At 57.5% G+C, this 16616-nt stretch carries 15 protein-coding genes and 1 tRNA gene; 2 read left to right on the forward strand and 14 right to left on the reverse strand.

Annotation, left to right across the window (positions count from 1 at the left end):
* Positions 1–647 precede the first annotated feature (647 nt).
* Positions 648–1907, forward strand: a complete 1260-nt coding sequence (locus LDH66_RS19895; RefSeq protein WP_226482827.1) for an orc1/cdc6 family replication initiation protein — start codon at positions 648–650, stop codon at positions 1905–1907.
* Between the two features lie 613 nt (positions 1908–2520).
* Here the strand turns inward: LDH66_RS19895 and LDH66_RS19900 are convergent.
* Both LDH66_RS19900 and LDH66_RS19905 read right to left on the reverse strand, forming a co-directional pair.
* Positions 2521–3864: an orc1/cdc6 family replication initiation protein gene (locus LDH66_RS19900; RefSeq protein WP_226482828.1), complete on the reverse strand. Its 1344-nt coding sequence runs from the start codon at positions 3862–3864 to the stop codon at positions 2521–2523.
* Positions 3865–4833: 969 nt separating this feature from the next.
* Entirely contained in the window at positions 4834–5127 is a 294-nt protein-coding gene (locus tag LDH66_RS19905; protein WP_226482829.1) for a PadR family transcriptional regulator, read from the reverse strand.
* A gap of 328 nt (positions 5128–5455) precedes the next feature.
* Between LDH66_RS19905 and LDH66_RS19910 the strand changes: the two genes are divergently transcribed.
* A complete protein-coding gene (locus LDH66_RS19910; protein ID WP_226482861.1) occupies positions 5456–5779 on the forward strand; it encodes a hypothetical protein in 324 nt (107 codons plus the stop codon).
* Between the two features lie 55 nt (positions 5780–5834).
* On the opposite strand, the gene LDH66_RS19915 is transcribed toward LDH66_RS19910, so the two are convergent.
* The 12 genes from LDH66_RS19915 to LDH66_RS19970 form a co-directional block, all read right to left on the reverse strand.
* The gene (locus LDH66_RS19915) at positions 5835–6605 is read right to left on the reverse strand and encodes a pirin family protein (protein ID WP_226482830.1); all 771 of its coding nucleotides are present in this window, start codon (positions 6603–6605) and stop codon (positions 5835–5837) included.
* Positions 6606–6929: 324 nt separating this feature from the next.
* Positions 6930–7004: transfer RNA gene (locus tag LDH66_RS19920), tRNA-Met, on the reverse strand.
* Positions 7005–7231: 227 nt separating this feature from the next.
* Positions 7232–8140 carry an FAD-dependent oxidoreductase gene (locus LDH66_RS19925; RefSeq protein ID WP_226482831.1) on the reverse strand — a complete coding sequence of 303 codons (909 nt, stop codon included), beginning with the start codon at positions 8138–8140 and terminating at the stop codon, positions 7232–7234.
* Entirely contained in the window at positions 8137–9273 is a 1137-nt protein-coding gene (locus LDH66_RS19930) for an ABC transporter substrate-binding protein (RefSeq protein ID WP_226482832.1), read from the reverse strand. The genes LDH66_RS19925 and LDH66_RS19930 overlap by 4 nt, the downstream gene beginning before the upstream one ends.
* Positions 9274–9299: 26 nt before the next feature.
* On the reverse strand, positions 9300–9473 hold the full coding sequence (locus tag LDH66_RS19935) for a hypothetical protein (protein WP_226482833.1): 174 nt from the start codon (positions 9471–9473) through the stop codon (positions 9300–9302).
* Positions 9474–10655, reverse strand: coding sequence for an ABC transporter substrate-binding protein (locus LDH66_RS19940; RefSeq protein ID WP_226482834.1), 1182 nt, complete (start codon positions 10653–10655; stop codon positions 9474–9476).
* A complete protein-coding gene (locus LDH66_RS19945; protein WP_226482835.1) occupies positions 10652–11815 on the reverse strand; it encodes an ABC transporter substrate-binding protein in 1164 nt (387 codons plus the stop codon). Before LDH66_RS19945 ends, LDH66_RS19940 begins: the two co-directional genes overlap by 4 nt.
* 526 nt (positions 11816–12341) lie before the next feature.
* On the reverse strand, positions 12342–13391 hold the full coding sequence (locus LDH66_RS19950; RefSeq protein ID WP_226482836.1) for an RNA-guided endonuclease InsQ/TnpB family protein: 1050 nt from the start codon (positions 13389–13391) through the stop codon (positions 12342–12344).
* A 44-nt stretch (positions 13392–13435) separates the two neighbouring features.
* Positions 13436–13750, reverse strand: coding sequence for a hypothetical protein (locus tag LDH66_RS19955; protein ID WP_226482837.1), 315 nt, complete (start codon positions 13748–13750; stop codon positions 13436–13438).
* Complete coding sequence (locus LDH66_RS19960; protein WP_226482838.1) at positions 13751–14881, reverse strand: FecCD family ABC transporter permease; 1131 nt, start codon at positions 14879–14881, stop codon at positions 13751–13753. It abuts the gene before it with no gap.
* Positions 14878–15069 (reverse strand): hypothetical protein, encoded by a 192-nt coding sequence (locus LDH66_RS19965; RefSeq protein ID WP_226482839.1) that lies wholly within the window; start codon positions 15067–15069, stop codon positions 14878–14880. Before LDH66_RS19965 ends, LDH66_RS19960 begins: the two co-directional genes overlap by 4 nt.
* A gap of 70 nt (positions 15070–15139) precedes the next feature.
* On the reverse strand, positions 15140–16141 hold the full coding sequence (locus tag LDH66_RS19970) for a HEAT repeat domain-containing protein (protein ID WP_226482840.1): 1002 nt from the start codon (positions 16139–16141) through the stop codon (positions 15140–15142).
* Between the last annotated feature and the right edge of the window lie 475 nt (positions 16142–16616).

Genomic DNA, 16616 nt, shown 5'->3' on the forward strand with positions numbered 1-16616 from the left:
CCGACCGGTTTCGGGGCCAGAGCAGCGGCCGACTCATAGTCTGGTACCGGACTGCATCTGTGAGCGCCATGTGATGAGCTATCCCGTCAGAATATAAGCTCTATCATCTGTCTACTATATACATATAAATCGTGACGGTTACGACTCATCGTGAAGTTACGACTCGGCTAGTAGCGAGGCCGTCTTCCAGAGTGAATCGGTGATGAAACACCACCGTGTCCGCTGTTCTATGCACCGTGCTCGCTGTTCTGTCATATCTGTTCGGTCTGGAGAAACGACTCACTCAGGCTACACCGGTGGGAACTGATGAGATCATTCAAAGAGCAGTAAAAGAGGACACACCCACCCCACTATGTCCGCTGTTCTCTTCCGAAAATCAGATGAGTTGACGAATGAGAATATATTACATTCTGTGAAACGTAGAAATATAAAGCAGGAGTTGCCATTTGGACTAGCTCACACCAACCCCTATTAAATATTCCTCTTTCTAGAGCTTCCTTCTAATGGGCGTCCTTCTCAGAGAGATTACTGCGGACATGGTGGGGTGGGTGTGTACCGGAGTCTAATATAAACCACGAGAACAGCGGACACTCCGGACAGTGTGGTTTTATAAACCATGCTGCTAGAGGGACGCACAGACAACCCGAATGAGTCTCTTCGAACGCGACACTGAAATCTACAGAAATCGCGATGCGTTACGAGAAGATTACCAGCCGAAACAGCTCGTCGGTCGTGACGAAGAAATTCAAATGTATCAGGCTGCGTTACAGCCCGTAATCAACGGTGAGCAGCCAAACAACGTCTTTCTCTACGGGAAAACCGGTGTCGGAAAGACTGCAGCCACCAGATATCTCCTCTCTCACCTCGAGGAAGACGCCGGACAGTACGACGACATCGATCTCCATCTCACTTTTCTCAACTGTGACGGTCTCACATCGTCATACCAAATCGCGACGCGGCTGGTCAACGAACTTCGAGACGAGCCGAACCAGATCAGTACCACTGGGTATCCCCGGGCGACGGTCTACGAAATGCTATGGGACGACCTCGACGAAATCGGCGGCACCAATCTGATCGTCCTCGACGAAGTCGACCACGTCGACGACGATTCGATCCTCTATCAACTTCCTCGAGCCCGTGCGAACAACAATCTCTCTGCGGCGAAGATCGGAATCATCGGCATCTCGAACGACTTCTCGTTCCGCGATGACCTCTCCCCGAAAGTCAAAAGCTCGCTCTGTGAACAGGAGATTCACTTCCCCGCCTACGACGCGGGCGATCTCCAGAAGATCCTCGAACAGCGTGCGGCAGTCGCGTTTCACGATGACGTCCTCGACGACGCAGTGATTCCATTGTGTGCAGCGTACGGCGCAAAAGACGCCGGTGATGCCCGTCAGTCGATCGATCTCCTCATGAAGGCCGGCGATCTCGCTCGAGAAGAGGACGAGGCAACGATCGTCACTGAGAGCCACGTAGAGGCGGGTCGCCACGACTTGGAACGCGGACGTATCGAAGAGGGTATTAACGGGCTCACGCAACACGGCCACCTGGTACTGTACTCGTTGCTTACGCTCCATCTCCAGGACGAAACGCCGATTCGGTCTCGGGACGTCCGTCCCCGCTACACCAACTTCGCACAGCGGGCCGGACGAGATCCGCTCGTCCCGCGTCGAATGCGCGATCATCTGTCGGAACTCGCTATGCTCGGACTCGTTTCGGTCACTGAGCGTAATGAAGGTCGGCGTGGAGGAACGTATCGCGAGTATACGCTCGACATGGACGTCGAACTCATCGTTTCATCACTCGATGAGATCGTCGACGATGTCGGTGTCCACGACTCCATTCAAGATCATTTGATTGATGCCGACGCGACCGATGAGAATACATCATTATCTGAATATTATTGACTATCTCTATACTATCGGATAAGAATTATCAGGGGCCAGTGTTACGTGATTCATCCCGACCTACACCACTATGTCCGGAGTAACCTCGGTCTTCAGGGCCAGTAGGTGGAGTATTTATGATAGTTAGATAGAAAGACATATTGCAGAACGCTATCGTTCTATCGAAGCTCACTCTACTACATATATAACAGATATATTACGGTCAGTACCACTCCGTCCGCTGTTCTGCCTCTGTCAGAAGCCGATCGGTTGTAGAGCGGACCGCGTACGATTCTTCCGTACACTGTTCAGTTGTTCCCGGTTCTGAGACTATCGTCGAGTTCGGGACCGAACGGGGAACACTTCGATAAAGGTGTGTCTGGTTTCTCAGTAATTGAAAAACCGCTAATAGACGAAATCGTCACTGCTCGAGTGGAAATAGGACGACTATCTACCCATATCCCATAGCCACACATTGCTATATTTCCGTCTCTCAGCGGTTATTAGCCGATATCACACATCGATAGAGGTGTGTGTAGTACTGAGAAAACACATCGATAGAGGTGCCCGCCAGACCAAACGATGTTACAGCGATAGCGAGGCGAAATCCCACAGCTGTAGCCGTCGGAGGATGTCACGTCTCGTTTCGAACCTGTGCATTGACGACGCTCGTCACCTCTTCCGATGAGACGATGCCGATACGGGAATCTTCTCGAAGCGTTTCGAGGATCGTTCCGGGCCGTTCGCCGAACTGGAACTCGAGGAACATTCCGGAACTCGGTCCGTGGCTCCGGCGTTCGAAGTCGACGAGCGAGTACGTCGTCATCTCTTTCATCTTGTTGACGTAGGTCTCCTGGTGATACTGTTCGGCATCGATCGCGTCCGTGAGGAACTGATATACTCTGTATCCGGTCGTACTGCGAGCGGATTCGTCGTCGGTCTCAGACGCCACTGCTGCCGTCGCATAGAGACACAATTTCTTCTGCGTACTGATACCGCGGACGACTTCGAGGACCCGGTTCTTCTCGACCTTGTCCTGCGCTTCCCGAACGTGATCTTCACCGACACTTCCGTCACCTTCACGTTCTGCGAGCTCGCCGGCGACGCGCATCAGATCGATCGCCTTCCGAGCATCGCCGTGAGTCTGGGCCGCAAAGGCCGCCGCCAGCGGGATAACGTCCTCGTCGAGAACGTCCTCGTAGAAGGCGTCCCGACGGCGACGGAGGATCGACTGCAGCTGGTTCGCATCGTAGTCGTCGAAATGGACGTCTTCGGGCGTGAACGAACTCAGGGCGCGACTGCCAACTGATTCCATCATTTTCGTATCGTTAGAGATCGCGACGACGGAGACGTGCGCGGTGAGATCGTTCGTCGCACCGGCTCGTGAGAGTTGATAGAGCAGTCGAGAGAACGCCGGTTCTTGTTTGTCTCGCCGCCCGACGAGCATATCGAGTTCGTCGAGGACGAACACCGCTGAATCGAAGTTCTCGTTGACGATACGATAGAGTTCGTCCCACTTTTCTTTCGTCGCGACACCGTGTTTCGGGACTTCGACCGCGACGTCGGCTTCGTCTGCAGCGCGACTCGCTAGTTCGTAGACTGCGACGCCGAGGGTATCGAGATCCTGGCAGTTGACTTCGATCGTTCCGAATCGGATATCGCGCGTCTCACAGATTTTACTGATATTCTTACAGACGGCTTTCGTGATGAGTGACTTCCCAGTCCCTGAGGGGCCGTAGAGAAAGAGATTCGGCGGACGGTTGTCGCCGAGAGCGACACGGAGCATTTTAGTGACTTCTTGGAGCTGCTCGTCGCGGCCGACGATCCGATCTTCTTCGACGATATGGTTCGGATCGAGGAGCGATCGATCGCGAATGAGCCCCTCCTGTTGATCGAACTCCAGCAACATGTCCTCGATCGACTGTGATCCCTCCTCCGACGTCCCCGCCCCATCTCGAGGATCCTCGAAGTCGTCCATACGGTGGCTCATACAGGGGAGGACCAAAAGTGTTGGCCACCTCTATCGATGTGTGACTTCCGGATTAACGGCTGATCCGCCGTAATTTTACGGAATGGGTGCGACAAGCATAGGAATAGAATGAAACGAACGACGAAGTGTTCCAAGGCGAGTCGATTCGACCGAGACGGTTCCGGAGACAGACACCCCTCTATCGATGTGTTTGCGGCCGCGAGGGGAAGGGGGTGATTGACGACCCTCAACGATACTCGACCGATACTAGAACCTCGCTCTCCAGGTATTACGCAGAAGAGGGACTGAAGCGCGCTTTTCCGTTCTCTATTATACTATATTCCTAGACTAGACCTAGACTAGAGACCCCCACACCCCTCTATCGATGTGTTCGATGTGTTTCGACTCGTTCGTATTCCGTTGCTTTCTCACCAACACTGTCTTCGTACTCTCTTACGGACAGAGTTCTCTCTAAACATGCTTCTTACCCCATTCAAAACCCATATTTCAGTAAATCATCTCCTCTCCCTCTACTGGGATCCCGTTCTCCCTCCGTCCCTTTACTACAAAACACATCGATAGAGGGGTGTCTCTGCATCTCGTCTCGTTCTCTCGCTCCCTCGAGTAATAGCGTCGCTACTCCAAACAGATCGATAGAGGTGAGTATTTCAGTTTTCTCTCGGTTCTTTCTCAATCCTCTCTCAGTTTTCTTCCGATTGGTGGCCGCCCCGCTCGAGACGCGGGTGACTTTTGGAAAAACACATCGATAGAGGGGTGTCCAGATCGGTTTCGTCTGTTATTGCTTCTTCTACTGCAGTTCGCTGGTACGATTCATTCACCCTCGCAGTCTCGCACTGGTAGCCCAGCCGATCGTGTGGTGTTACTGGGCTAACTAATCAGCCTAACCGAATAGGCTACTTAGTTGGGAAGGTCCCTGTCCGACAGCGGGCTTGGTCTCTTCACTTGCTGTCAGTTCCGTCACTCCGATTTCGCGAGTAATTCGCCGACGTACTGATCTTCCCACTCTCGACGAGCCTCGAGCTCACGCCGTCCGCGGGCCGTGATCGTGTAGTAATTCGTCCGCTGGTCGAGTTCGCCTTTCTCGACGAGGCCCTTATCGACGACATCGTCGAGGTTCGGATAGAGACGTCCGTGATGGATTTCTTTCTCGTAGTACTTCTCGAGTTCCTCTTTGATCGCGAGTCCGTGTGGGTCGTCTTGGCCGGCGATCGTGTACAGGAGGTCACGCTGGAAGCCTGTGAGATCGTACATATCGGAATTTCCATCTATTGACTGATAAGGATCCCGGAAATAGTTGAAAGAACGGAGATCGGTTCTGTCTCTGTACCGATTATTTTCAGTTCGATCCTCACTACCGAATTCTCAGTATCGGTGAGTATCTGCCTGTTGAGAGTATCCATCTGTCGAGCCACTACCGCTCAGGAGGAGCGTTCGGCGATTGAGCGTCGTGACCATTAGGTATCGCACGGAAAGTGAGAGGAAAGTGGTTGGGGTAGTCCAAGTAAGCCGAATCGAGGCCTGTTTAATCGCTTCATATCTTGATGCAAAGTTTATCCCCGAAGTCGTTCGCTGTCGACGTATGGCACGCGATGCTCCGGGACAAAACGGAACCGAGACAGAGAGAAAACTGCCGAACCTCGTGACGATCGTCGGTCGTGGTGTTCCCTCGAACTACGAGATCACCGTCGACGGCGAGATCGAGATGATGAATGCTGATCACCGCGAAGAGGCAACGATCATCTCCGGCGGAACGGTGGAAGGTTCGATCGAGGTCGGCGTCCAGCGGTACCGCTTTTCCGGCCAGATGGCGAACGTTCGGCTGGTCGATTGGAACGGTATCGAAGCTCCCGATTCTCCGAGCACTCCAGCGGTCAATATCGAGTACGGCGCTGCGAAGAGATAACAGTATACTGCGGTAGGGGAAAACCACATGAAAAGCATGGACTCCGGGCGTTTGACTAACGGCCGATCGTCCCCTGGCGGGTGATCGGAGCCGCAGGGTTGATACAGAATGCGACGATGATCGAGTCCTCAGAAGCGGTCACGGACACATCGCCCTCGTCGGTCACCAGTCCACTTTCCGTGTAGCCGATACTGGTTTCCTCATCCCCGGCCGTGACTGCCCCGTCGAACACGTAGACGTAGGTATCCCATTCCGAACGGGAGGGCAGTGTGACGGTCGCGCCAGCCTCGAGTCGGCAGTCGTAGAAGTGGACGTCGTTGCGGACGTACAGGGGGGCATCGCTGTCTTCGGGGCCGAAGAGATGGCGCCACGCGTTGGGTGTTTGTTCGGGGATGGGTTCATGCTGGATACCGGGCTCCAAGTCGAGGCTGTGCGGGCGGACGAATATCTGCAGCATCCGCAGTGGCGGGTCGTCCGCGGTAGTCTCCTCGGCGTGCCAGAAACCACTGCCGGCGTTCATCACCATCAGGTGGTCGGAATCGGTGACGAGAGCGTTGCCCTGCCGGTCGTCGTGGCGCATCACACCATCGGGTACCCACGAGATAATTTCCTCGTTTCGATGCTGGTGCATCCGGATCAGCGTTCCCGGGTCCATGAACGACTCGACGACGGTCGCCAGCGGACCGTAGCCGTGGTCGTCGTGATTCGGGAGCGCGTGACCGGGGAAATTGAGATGGATCCTGAACTTGCCCTGATTCTGTGAGATATCCGTTCGCGGCGCTGTATGGATCTGTGGCTGCGTTCGAGTTGACGCCGAATCGTCCATTACAGCCCAGTTAGGGCTGCGAGAGCTATATGCGTTCTGCGCGTCTCGGATTCCGGTTGCAATTCCTTCACGAGTGGAGAGATGATCCCCGGAGCGTCTCTCCAACGTGATTCGTCTCGGCGTCTCTTCGAGATGGCTCGAGATCGGGACCTAACGAGGTGTACCGGGACGATTCGAAGCTGTAGAGAAGTAGCGTTTGAACCACGCGAAGACCGCTCGCTCCGCTCACGGCCTTCTCTCGTTCAAATTACCACCAAACTATTTTCACGGATTCAGTACTCCCTCCTCGTCATACTCGTCGGTCGTCGTTGAATCCGTGAAAAGTAGCGGGAGGTAGATTTGAACTACCGGTCTGCGGGTTATGAGCCCGCCGGAATCTCCTGGCTATCCCATCCCGCTACATCTCTTTACTTGTCGGCCACGATTAAGGGTTGTCATTCGGTCGTCGTCCGCGAAATCTGTGGCTGTAGTAACTGGAATACAGGACATCCCGAAATATGAGTTCTCAGTTAGCAGAGTGAGGGGATGAACACATTGCATATCTGAACGCGCATCAAATTCACGTCGTCGTCGACCAGCGGCGATCCTCGAGCCGTCAACGACCGGATATCGATTCGTCTCCGCCGTTAGGTACTCTCGATTTCACGCGCCGCTCGGAGAATCAGGTCGTCGTCGATATGTTCGAGCAGTTGCTTCTGACCGCGCTCACGCCGCTGTTCGATCTCCTCATCGGAGAGATACGATGCGAGTCTGCGATCGATCTCCCGTTCACGGAGTTCGGTGAGTCGCTCGTCCCCGAGGCCGTGGTCGTCGGGCAGTCTGTCGTCGAACTGCTCTCGCCACCGGTCTCGGTCGCGCCACTCGTCCTCGAGTTCCGCGTCCATGCGCATCCAGTCGTAGTAATTCGCCAGTGGGTCGGGATAGCCTTGCTCCCGTCGAACGGCCTCGACGACGGTGATCCCGACCCGTGTGCCGTGTCCGGCGGCCATGATCGCTTGGTAGCCGGTCTCTCCGTACGGTGATGCGATGAAGAGCCCGTCGACCGGCGTGGTGCCGTCGCTCTCGGCGTAACTCTTGTCGAAATGCACGTGTTCCTCGCCGTCGTGCTCGTGCGTCTCGAACATCGCCGTCTCGTCGTCGAGACCGCGCATATACTCGCCATCGTAGCGCGTGGCCGCGACCACCCGGCGAGCGGTGACCCGCTCCCCGTCTTGGAGACCGATAACGAACCCGTCTCCGTCGTCGACCCGCTCGACTGACTCGACGAGGTCGGAGACGATCTCACACCCTGCCCGCTCGGCGTGGTCGTGTAGCAGCCCGTACAGCGTCTCGATGTCGATCCCTGCCGGGAAGCCGAGATAGTTCTCGAGGTGTGCACATCGCTGAATCGAGGAGCGCCCGCGATCGAAGATGACCGTGTCCAGGCCATACCGGGCGGTGAAAACGCCCGCTGCACAGCCCGCGGGACCGCCGCCGACGATGACGACGTCGTGATCGAACGTCGTCTCCGCTCGCGCAGTCTCGGTCGCACTCATTGGTCGAACTCCCCGTTGACGATGTCCGCGACTCGCTGTCGGTCAAACAGCTGTTCATCTCCAAACTCGTCCGGATACAGTTCGCGAGCCGCCCGCTCGAGCTGAAACAGGTGGATGATCGGCCCCTGATAAGTCAGGCCACCGTAGATGACGCGATCGTTCTGCACTGCCTGCAGTTCGCTCGCGACGTCGTGGGTCCGGAGGTGGGAGACGATTTCGTCGTCGAAGTACTCCTGTGTGATTTCGCCTTGAATCCTGATGGCGATGGCGTCCGGGTCGATGTCTAACAGTAATTCGTAATCGATGCTGCCGCCGCCGGCCTGCGCGTCCGCGATGCCGCGCTGAGCGAGAGCGTCTCCGACGTCTAGGTCGTTCCAGTGTTTGGACTGCGTCCCGGAGCCGATCAGGTACGGATAGAACGATTCCGGCGGTATCTCTGCCGGATAGAGGACCGCGATGTCCGGCGTTTCGTTCGGGATCCGTGCTCGAACGTCAGCGAGCACTTCGTCGTGATACTCCTCGAAGGCCTCGTACCGGGCCTGCTCTCGGAACACCTGCGCGACCTTCTCGAACGCTTCGTACATCGTGTAGTCCGCGTAGTCGTGCCAGTCGTAGACGCGAGAGAAGATCGTGTTGCCGACGAACGGAGCGACGGTGTCTCGGATCTCGTCGACGTCGGCCTGACTCCACTGGAGGCGGTTCACCATGAAGTTCGGATCGATGAGATGGACGTCGCTCTCGAGCTCGTAAAAGACCTCTTTGCCGGTACCGTCCTGATAGAGTTCGGTGAGGTCGCCCTCGTCGACGGAGACGCCGGGAAGTTCTTCGTACAGATGGATCCCGAACCGGTCACTGACCCCGATTGCCGAGAGCCCGTCGCTCTGGCCGAGTGCGACGCCCATATCTGCGTAATCACCGGTGTACGGAACCCAGGTTTCGGGAACCCCGTCGAACTCGACGGTACCCACGGGCTCCATCGTCACGGAGTATGATCCGCTCGTGTCGTCCGCTGATTCCGTTCCCGGATCGCCCGTACAGCCGGCGAGCAGTCCGCCGCCGATCACGGTGCCGCCGTATTTCAGCGCGTCTCTGCGTGTCGGTACGTCCGTCGTGCTATCGGTATCGTCTCTCATGAGTCGATCGTGTTCATCGGTCATGGTTATCGTCTGACCCTCACCGGATTCTCGGCGGCGATGAACGGCTCTCCGTCTCCGTCAGCGAACGCCAGTCCGCCACACTCACTTCGACAGACTCGCCACGACGGCAGGGCGGGGATGTCGTACTCTTCCGGATCACGGAACGCGCCCGCAATCGCCCACTCTCGAGCGCGCATTCACCGATCACCCGTGATGATCTCTGCGACCGCCTGCCGGTCGAATAGCTGCTCGCCTTCGGGAATCTCCGGATACGGCCCCTCGGTGTAGGCCGGCCACTCGCCGAAAACATCGGGGTAGAGTTGTTTCGCTGTCATCTCCAACTGGAACAGGTTCAGAATCGGCCCCTGGTAGCGGGCCCCCTGCGGGTAGACGCGCTCGTTTCGGACCGCCGAGAGCTTGCTGCCGGCGGAGTGGTTCCGTAACGCCGATCGAATCCCGGACAGATCCGTGTCGGGGTGCATCCCGCCCAGCGAGAAGAGAACGTCCGGATCGGCCTCGAGCAGTACTTCCATGTCGATCATGTCGCCCGAGGAGACGCCATCGCCCAGCGCGCCGATTGGACCGAGCGGGCGCACGTGCGCCGTCAGAAATCCGGGCGTGTCAAGCGTGTAGGCGTACATGCTCTCGATATCGCTCATTCCCGCCATGACTACGGTTGGGCGTTCCTGTTTCGGGGGCAGATCCGTCTCGATCGTGTCCAACAGGGACGTGTGTATCTCCGCGAGCGCCTCGTACCGCTCCTCCTCGCGGAACACCGCTGCGACCTTCTCGAACATTTCCCAGAGGCCGTAGTACTCGTAGCGGTCGGCCCAGTTTGACGGCGGCTCGTCGTGTCTGTCGCTGTACTTGTTTCCGAACCACGGGGACACGGTCTCATCGATCTCCTCGACGTCCTCCGCGTTCCAGCTATCGAGGGCGTTGACACTCGCCGGATCGGCCAGGTGGACGTCGCTGTCGAGATCGTAGAGCATCTCCTTGCTCGGATCCCACGAGGAGTACAACCCGGTCCAGTCGAGCGTAACGCCGGGCAGTCGCGGCGTGAACTGATTCCACAGTTTGTCGTAGTACTCGGGGGCGTGCATCGCGTTGACGTCGTTCCCGCGGCCGAGGGCGAAGGCCATCCCGGCGTGGTGGGTCAGCCGCGTGAAGATGCCCTCCGGTGGCGAGTCGAACGACACCTCGCCCATCGGTGCCATCGTCACCGAGTACGATTCACTGCTGGCCGTCTCGTCCCCGCCGCTCTGTTCGGCCAGATCCGAACATCCCGCGAGGGCGACACCGGCTGCGAGCGTCCCGCCGTATTTCAGTGCGTCTCTGCGCGTCGGTGCCTCAGTCGTTCTGTCAGTGTCGTCACTCATCGTTCGAACTCCCCGGTGATGATGTCCGCGACCGCCTGTCGGTCGAAGAGTTGTTCGTCACCGGTCACGTCGCCGAACTCCTCGGGAAACAGTTGCTTCGCCGCTCGCTCGGTCAGGAAGAGATTGTGAATTGGCCCCTGATTGAGGTAGCCGCCGCGATACACCCGCCCGTTCTGTACGGCAGTGAGTTCGCTCCCGACGGGATGGCTCTGCATGTAGTCGAGAACGGTGTCGCGGAACGCCGTGGCGGACTGTCGTTCGTGGCCGCGGACGAGAATCACGTCGGGATCGATCTCGAGTAAGTTCTCGTAGTCGAGTTCACCGCGGTTCGTGGTGCTGAGGTTGTCGATATCCGTCCCCGACAGCGCGTCGTGGACGCCGAGATCGCGCCACTGTTTCTTGCTCGTCCCCGCATCGCCGAGCCGATACGGCGAGAACGTCTCCGGTTCGTCGGTCCCCTCGAAGGTGAGGAAGACCTCCGGTCGGTCGTCACTGGGCGGCAGCCGCTCCTGAATCGACGTGATAAACTCGGTGTGCAGTTCGCTGAATGCCTCGTAGCGATCCTGCTGCTGGAAGACTTCGGCCACTTTCTCGAACGCTTCGTACAGCGTGTAGTAGCGGTAATCGTGCCAGTTGTCCGATCGGCGGAAGATCAGATTCCCAACGAACGGCGCGACGTTCGTCGCGATCTCGTCGACGTCTCCCTCGCTCCAGTCGAACCAATTGACCAGCATCTGGGGGTCGTACAGGTGGACGTCGCTCTCGAGTTCGTAGAACTCCTCTTTGGTTCGGACCTCCGGATATTGCTCGATGACGTCTCGGTCGATGGTGACGTCGGGAAGTTCGTCGTAAACGTAGGTGTAGTAGCGATCCGCACCACCGACGCCGGTCAACCCGTCGGCCTGACCCAGTGCAACGGCCATATCGGCGTAGCCGCCGTCGTATGCGGCCCATCGTTCGGGTACCTGATCGAACGCGACGCTTCCCATCGGTTCCATCGACACCGAGTACGATTCGTCCCCGGCCGTCTCTGTCTCCGCCGCTCCCTCCTGTCCGACTAACTCCGAACACCCTGCTAGCAGTCCACTTCCAACAGCTGTACTGCCGTACGTTACGAAATCCCGCCGCGTCGGTTTGCCGCGTATCGTTTCGTCTCCCATTATGCTTTTAGGCTCGCCTAAATTATAATAAGTCCTCCGATTGTTAGGCCAGCCTAAACACCTGTTCGTCCTCGACCGCTCCGTGAGAGGCGGGGTCGACGAAGAACTCGGAGAGGTCGTCCATCTCACCGCCTGCACGCCCCACAGATCGGCAGACAGGCACTCCGCTGCGAGCAACTCCCCGCGAGTGCTCCACTCCGAGACCAGAGCTGCGGAACAGTCGAATTGACATTCTCCCGCGCCGAAAGACGCGGGAATCCACGAAGTGGATATTCAGGTTGCGCGTTTCCTCGGGGTTCAAGTACGCTTTCGCGTGACCCTTCGACGGTCGCCGTCCAGTTGTGACCAAGGACGTCCTTTCCAGCGCGTGCAGCCCTGTCAATGGGGCCTTCCTCCCCGCATACAGCGGGCGTCAAAGACGACTGGCTATTCAACCACTGAGGTAGCACGGTTCGCGTCATCACCAGACTCCTGTGGAATCTGGTTAGCTGCCAGAACCCACTGGGTTCTGGTAACAGCCGAACTGCTACGCCGTGCATGGTTCACCCTCCCGTTGTGCGATATTCTCCGATGCGTTCAGGTCAGCGTGGCGTTCACGATTGCACTCCGAGCACGAAAAGTAGTCACCATTACGAGCCCCCATCGAACCACACGCCGAACACTCCTGACTGGTATGATATGCATCGACCATCTCGACACGGATGCCAGCACGTTCGGCTTTGTACGTGATGAACTGTTGGAGTTGGTGGAAATGCCACGAGTGGACACCTGACCACGAACTGTTCTCGCGGATACCTTTGAGGTCTTCCATCCGAATGACAGGATTCTCGAACTGTTCCGCGAATGTGATGAGGCGACGGGAGAGTTTGTGGTTCAAGTCCTTGATTCGACGCTGTTCTTTGTTACCCACGCGGTTACGTGCGCGAAGCGCACCCGCTTCCGAAAGCGAATCGCGTAGGGAACGATATTTGCGTCGAACGTACTTCGCCTCACCACCCGACACCAGCATTGACTCGTTCTCACCATAGGCTGTCGCAGCGAGGATGTGCCGTTCGCCTATATCGACACCAATGGGTGTCTCGCCCGACGTGTCGGTGTCGTACTCGATGTTGAACGTACAATACCAGTCGGCTCCGCGACGGTACACTTGAAGTCGTGTCTTCTCTGCGTCACCTTCGACCAATTGGTCTACAGGGTCGGCAATGTCGTCGTACACCTCTATCGGCGTGTACCACCACTGCGAGATGCATGGAAAACCGACGATGACCGCGCCATTGTCGGTCGTGTCGAGTTCCCAGTTCTGGTTGTTGACGGCGAACGGCTGACTCTCTCGATAGCGAACCTCTCCGTCCTTGTTGTGGTCGGATTTCGCCTCTCGGATAGCTTGGTTCTGGATAGCCGAGTAGAGGTCATTGTCGATACTGGCCGTGGTCACGGATTTGTCAAAGTCGCCGTTCTCCCATCCCTCGATGCAGAACTGCTTGGTGTCACGGTAGAGTCGAGAGGCGTGTTGCCACTCTTTCCGCCGTGAGAGGGATGGGTTATGGAACTTCGCGGTGACAGTCACCGTGACCATTACGATTGAAATTAGACACGATTTCTTAAGTCTCTAGTGAAATATCAGGCCGTGCTATCGTCGGTGGATTGTGGCGCTAAGTGACGGCGCGTATCCACGGCCTGAAGGCCGTGGCATTGCACCTGTTCAACCTGTAACGGCCGCGAGACTCGCCCATCGTCGGTCTCGAGTTCCGCCTCGAGCACCGATCGCTCGCTCTCACCATCGATGATCGGCTCGTCCGAACTCGAATATCGAAACACCAGTTCCGATCCGGAGAGTGTATTCGGAGTGGACCCGTCAGCCGTGGCCGACGATTCGTCGATGATCGCGTCTCCCGTGTCGCTCGTTTGTCGCGTGTCCGCGATGTCGTATTCCATTCAGATTTCACCCATGTTCTCCTGTTTGCGCATCAAATAGAGGAAGTACGGCCCGCCGAGGAGGCCGGTGACGATGCCGACGGGGACCTGTGTGGGACTCAGTGCGAGTCGTGCGCCCACGTCGGCACTGACCATCAGCGCCGGACCGATGAACAGGCAGCCGATAATCAGTTTCTTCGAGTCGCTCCCGACGAGGTTCCGCACCATATGCGGAACGATGAGTCCGACGAATCCGACGATGCCGGCGACGGCGATGCTCGCCGCTGCCGCGAGGACGGCGACGCCCGACAGTGCGAACCGGACCTTCTCGATCGACATTCCCAGGGACTTCGCCGTCTGCTCACCCAGCAGGAGGACGTTCATTTGGCGTGAACCGGCGATAGAGAGCAACACCACTACGAACGTCCACGGGAGTATGAGTCGAACCTGTTCCCAATCGGTTCCGGTAAGCGACCCCGTGGTCCACGCGATGGCCGACTGGACGACACCGATATCGTCGGCGAAGAAAAACAGCGCCGTCTGCAGCGAGCCGAAGACGGTCCCGACGATGACACCGGCGAGGACCAGCCGAACCGGTGAGGTCCCGTTCTTCCAGGCGATCACGTAGACGATGAGAAACGCGCCCGCTCCGCCGAGAGCGGCGATCAGGGGGAGAAACGCCGTCAGACTCCCGAACACGACGAGCGTCAGTAGGATCATGAGCCCTGCTCCGGAGGAGACACCGAGAATGAAGGGACTCGCGAGTTCGTTTCGGGTCACCGCTTGAAAGATCGCCCCCGAGACCCCGAGATTCATTCCGACGAGGACTGCGACGAACACCCGCGGGAGGCGGATATTCCAGACGATCAGGCTTTCGGTCCGCATCTCTGGCATCGCCTCACCCAGCAAGAACGCGTCCCAGGCCTGCGGATTGAATATCACGTTCGGATTGAATAGCGCATACCACGCCTCCGTAGCCGTCATTGAATAGGCCCCGTAGCTCACCTGAATTAATCCACCAACCAATACGATAGCGAGACTGCCGAACACCACCATGACGAGATTCGGATCGAGGAGCCAGCCGAATCGCGTTCGGTTTAGCGCCGACGCCGCGACTCGTTCCGTTCCGGCCTTCGACTTTTTTCCGCTCATTGCGGACGTATATCGGCCGATTCGATCGAACCGAACTCCGTGGAACCGGACAGTCGTTGACCGGTTGACTTCCCATTATCACCGACCAGTTCCGACCACCCTGTGTGGTACACACTATCAACTACTGCTCCGGTCTTCAGGTGTTTCTCGCGAACTATCACCTTGACCTCGCCCAATTCATCTTTCATACCGCTTTAGGCCCACCTAAACATTAAAACCGTTTCTATTTAGGTCGGCCTAAAATCTGCCCCGATACTGTCAGTGAGGAGCACCGCATTGCGGACACATCGGTGGCCCCGCTTCGGGAAGCGAGGCTCCACAGTGGGAACACTCGTCGCCGTCCGGAGCGGTTATCTCACTAACGACTGCCTCGGTTCCGTTCCGGATCGCCTCGACCGTCCCGATTTCGTCGGACGGGGGACCTACCGAGCTATCGTCGCGTCCGTCAGTCGCAAAGCGGACTCGGTCGACGAGGAATCGCTCGGCATCGTCATCTGTTGTCGACGGCATTTCCGGTATCGCCTCGTCCGATTCCGACCGGGCAAGCAATCCCAACGCCTCGGCTGCTCGTCCCCGTACATAGGGGCTCTCATCGTCTAATCGATCGGCCAAGGCAGTCTGACTCTCGGACAACGCACTCGGATACTCACACCCGACCACGACGAGCGCAGTACAGAGGTGATATCGCACGAGTTCGCTCGAGTCAGTGAGATGCCCAGTCAGGTCTGCGACGTGATGACGGAGTCGATCCTGGTCGCCCAACGCTACGTATTCGAGCGCTTTCGCCAGTTTCTCTCTCACTTCGGGTTCGTCGAACGAGAGGCCAATTCGCAGGTCCGCGAGCACCTCGGGCGACGCGACTGAGTCCGGACGCTCCAGTGCGACGTAGCCGAGCGCCTCCGCCGAACGAGCGCGGACGTAATAGAACTCGTCTTCGTCGGCCAACCGGTCAGCGAGCGGTGAGACGACGGCCGAGCCCGCCTTCGGGTCGGCCTCGGCAACGGCGACGAACAGTTTCGCGGTCGTCAGACGGACCGATCGCTCTTCGTCGGTCAGAAACCGCGTCAGTGTCGTGAGTACGGGCTCGAGGGTAGTCGGTCGTTCTTCGGCGATCTGCCGGAGCTTCCGAAGCACTGTTTTCTGGCGCTCGGTATCATCCCGTCTGAGCTGCTTGAGATGGGTCACGGCCCTCTCCTGGCTTCCGTCGTCCAGAGCGGCCGTGATCCGGTCTATCGGCGGCGGCTGTGTCGAATCGTCCATAGGTGCGTCTGAGCGTATCGGTAGTTTCGACCGTCGCATACAATAAAATCCACTGTTGAATCCAGTGTTCGTTGGCTGGGCCGGCGACATAACCCCTTCCCTGTGACGGAGACTGTGTGATCGCTGCATCGAGTTGGTCCGGTGGACTCGAGAGCGAACGCCCGGGGTTCGTTTCGGAATTATTGAACTGACTCGAACTCGAGGTCGTGAGCCGTGCACCCGGTTGCTCGAGCGAGGTTTCTTTTCCGAAGTCAGTGGTGTTCGGGTGACGATACAGGGACTGACGTATCGACCGAACGAGAGAAACATATGGAATAATATACTATCCACTACCTATACGAATATATACTATTCTCTTCAGGTGCCGTTCGACGGATCGTGAGCGTGTTTCCCGTCACATACTGTCCGTTCATCCGCGTCTCCTTTCTCTCCAATTCGGTAGCTGAAACCGGCTCTCAGCGCTCCGAATCGGTTC

This window comes from Natrinema amylolyticum (assembly GCF_020515625.1).
GTDB lineage: Archaea > Halobacteriota > Halobacteria > Halobacteriales > Natrialbaceae > Natrinema > Natrinema amylolyticum.

Excerpts from the sequence above, each read along its gene's own strand:
- LDH66_RS19895 (WP_226482827.1), top strand. The coding sequence starts at position 648 with ATGAGTCTCTTCGAACGCGACACTGAAATCTACAGAAATCGCGATGCG.
- LDH66_RS19900 (WP_226482828.1), bottom strand. The coding sequence starts at position 3,864 with ATGGACGACTTCGAGGATCCTCGAGATGGGGCGGGGACGTCGGAGGAG.
- LDH66_RS19905 (WP_226482829.1), bottom strand. The coding sequence starts at position 5,127 with ATGTACGATCTCACAGGCTTCCAGCGTGACCTCCTGTACACGATCGCC.
- LDH66_RS19910 (WP_226482861.1), top strand. The coding sequence starts at position 5,456 with ATGGCACGCGATGCTCCGGGACAAAACGGAACCGAGACAGAGAGAAAA.
- LDH66_RS19915 (WP_226482830.1), bottom strand. The coding sequence starts at position 6,605 with ATGGACGATTCGGCGTCAACTCGAACGCAGCCACAGATCCATACAGCG.
- LDH66_RS19925 (WP_226482831.1), bottom strand. The coding sequence starts at position 8,140 with ATGAGTGCGACCGAGACTGCGCGAGCGGAGACGACGTTCGATCACGAC.
- LDH66_RS19930 (WP_226482832.1), bottom strand. The coding sequence starts at position 9,273 with ATGAGAGACGATACCGATAGCACGACGGACGTACCGACACGCAGAGAC.
- LDH66_RS19935 (WP_226482833.1), bottom strand. The coding sequence starts at position 9,473 with ATGCGCGCTCGAGAGTGGGCGATTGCGGGCGCGTTCCGTGATCCGGAA.
- LDH66_RS19940 (WP_226482834.1), bottom strand. The coding sequence starts at position 10,655 with ATGAGTGACGACACTGACAGAACGACTGAGGCACCGACGCGCAGAGAC.
- LDH66_RS19945 (WP_226482835.1), bottom strand. The coding sequence starts at position 11,815 with ATGGGAGACGAAACGATACGCGGCAAACCGACGCGGCGGGATTTCGTA.
- LDH66_RS19950 (WP_226482836.1), bottom strand. The coding sequence starts at position 13,391 with ATGGTCACGGTGACTGTCACCGCGAAGTTCCATAACCCATCCCTCTCA.
- LDH66_RS19955 (WP_226482837.1), bottom strand. The coding sequence starts at position 13,750 with ATGGAATACGACATCGCGGACACGCGACAAACGAGCGACACGGGAGAC.
- LDH66_RS19960 (WP_226482838.1), bottom strand. The coding sequence starts at position 14,881 with ATGAGCGGAAAAAAGTCGAAGGCCGGAACGGAACGAGTCGCGGCGTCG.
- LDH66_RS19965 (WP_226482839.1), bottom strand. The coding sequence starts at position 15,069 with ATGAAAGATGAATTGGGCGAGGTCAAGGTGATAGTTCGCGAGAAACAC.
- LDH66_RS19970 (WP_226482840.1), bottom strand. The coding sequence starts at position 16,141 with ATGGACGATTCGACACAGCCGCCGCCGATAGACCGGATCACGGCCGCT.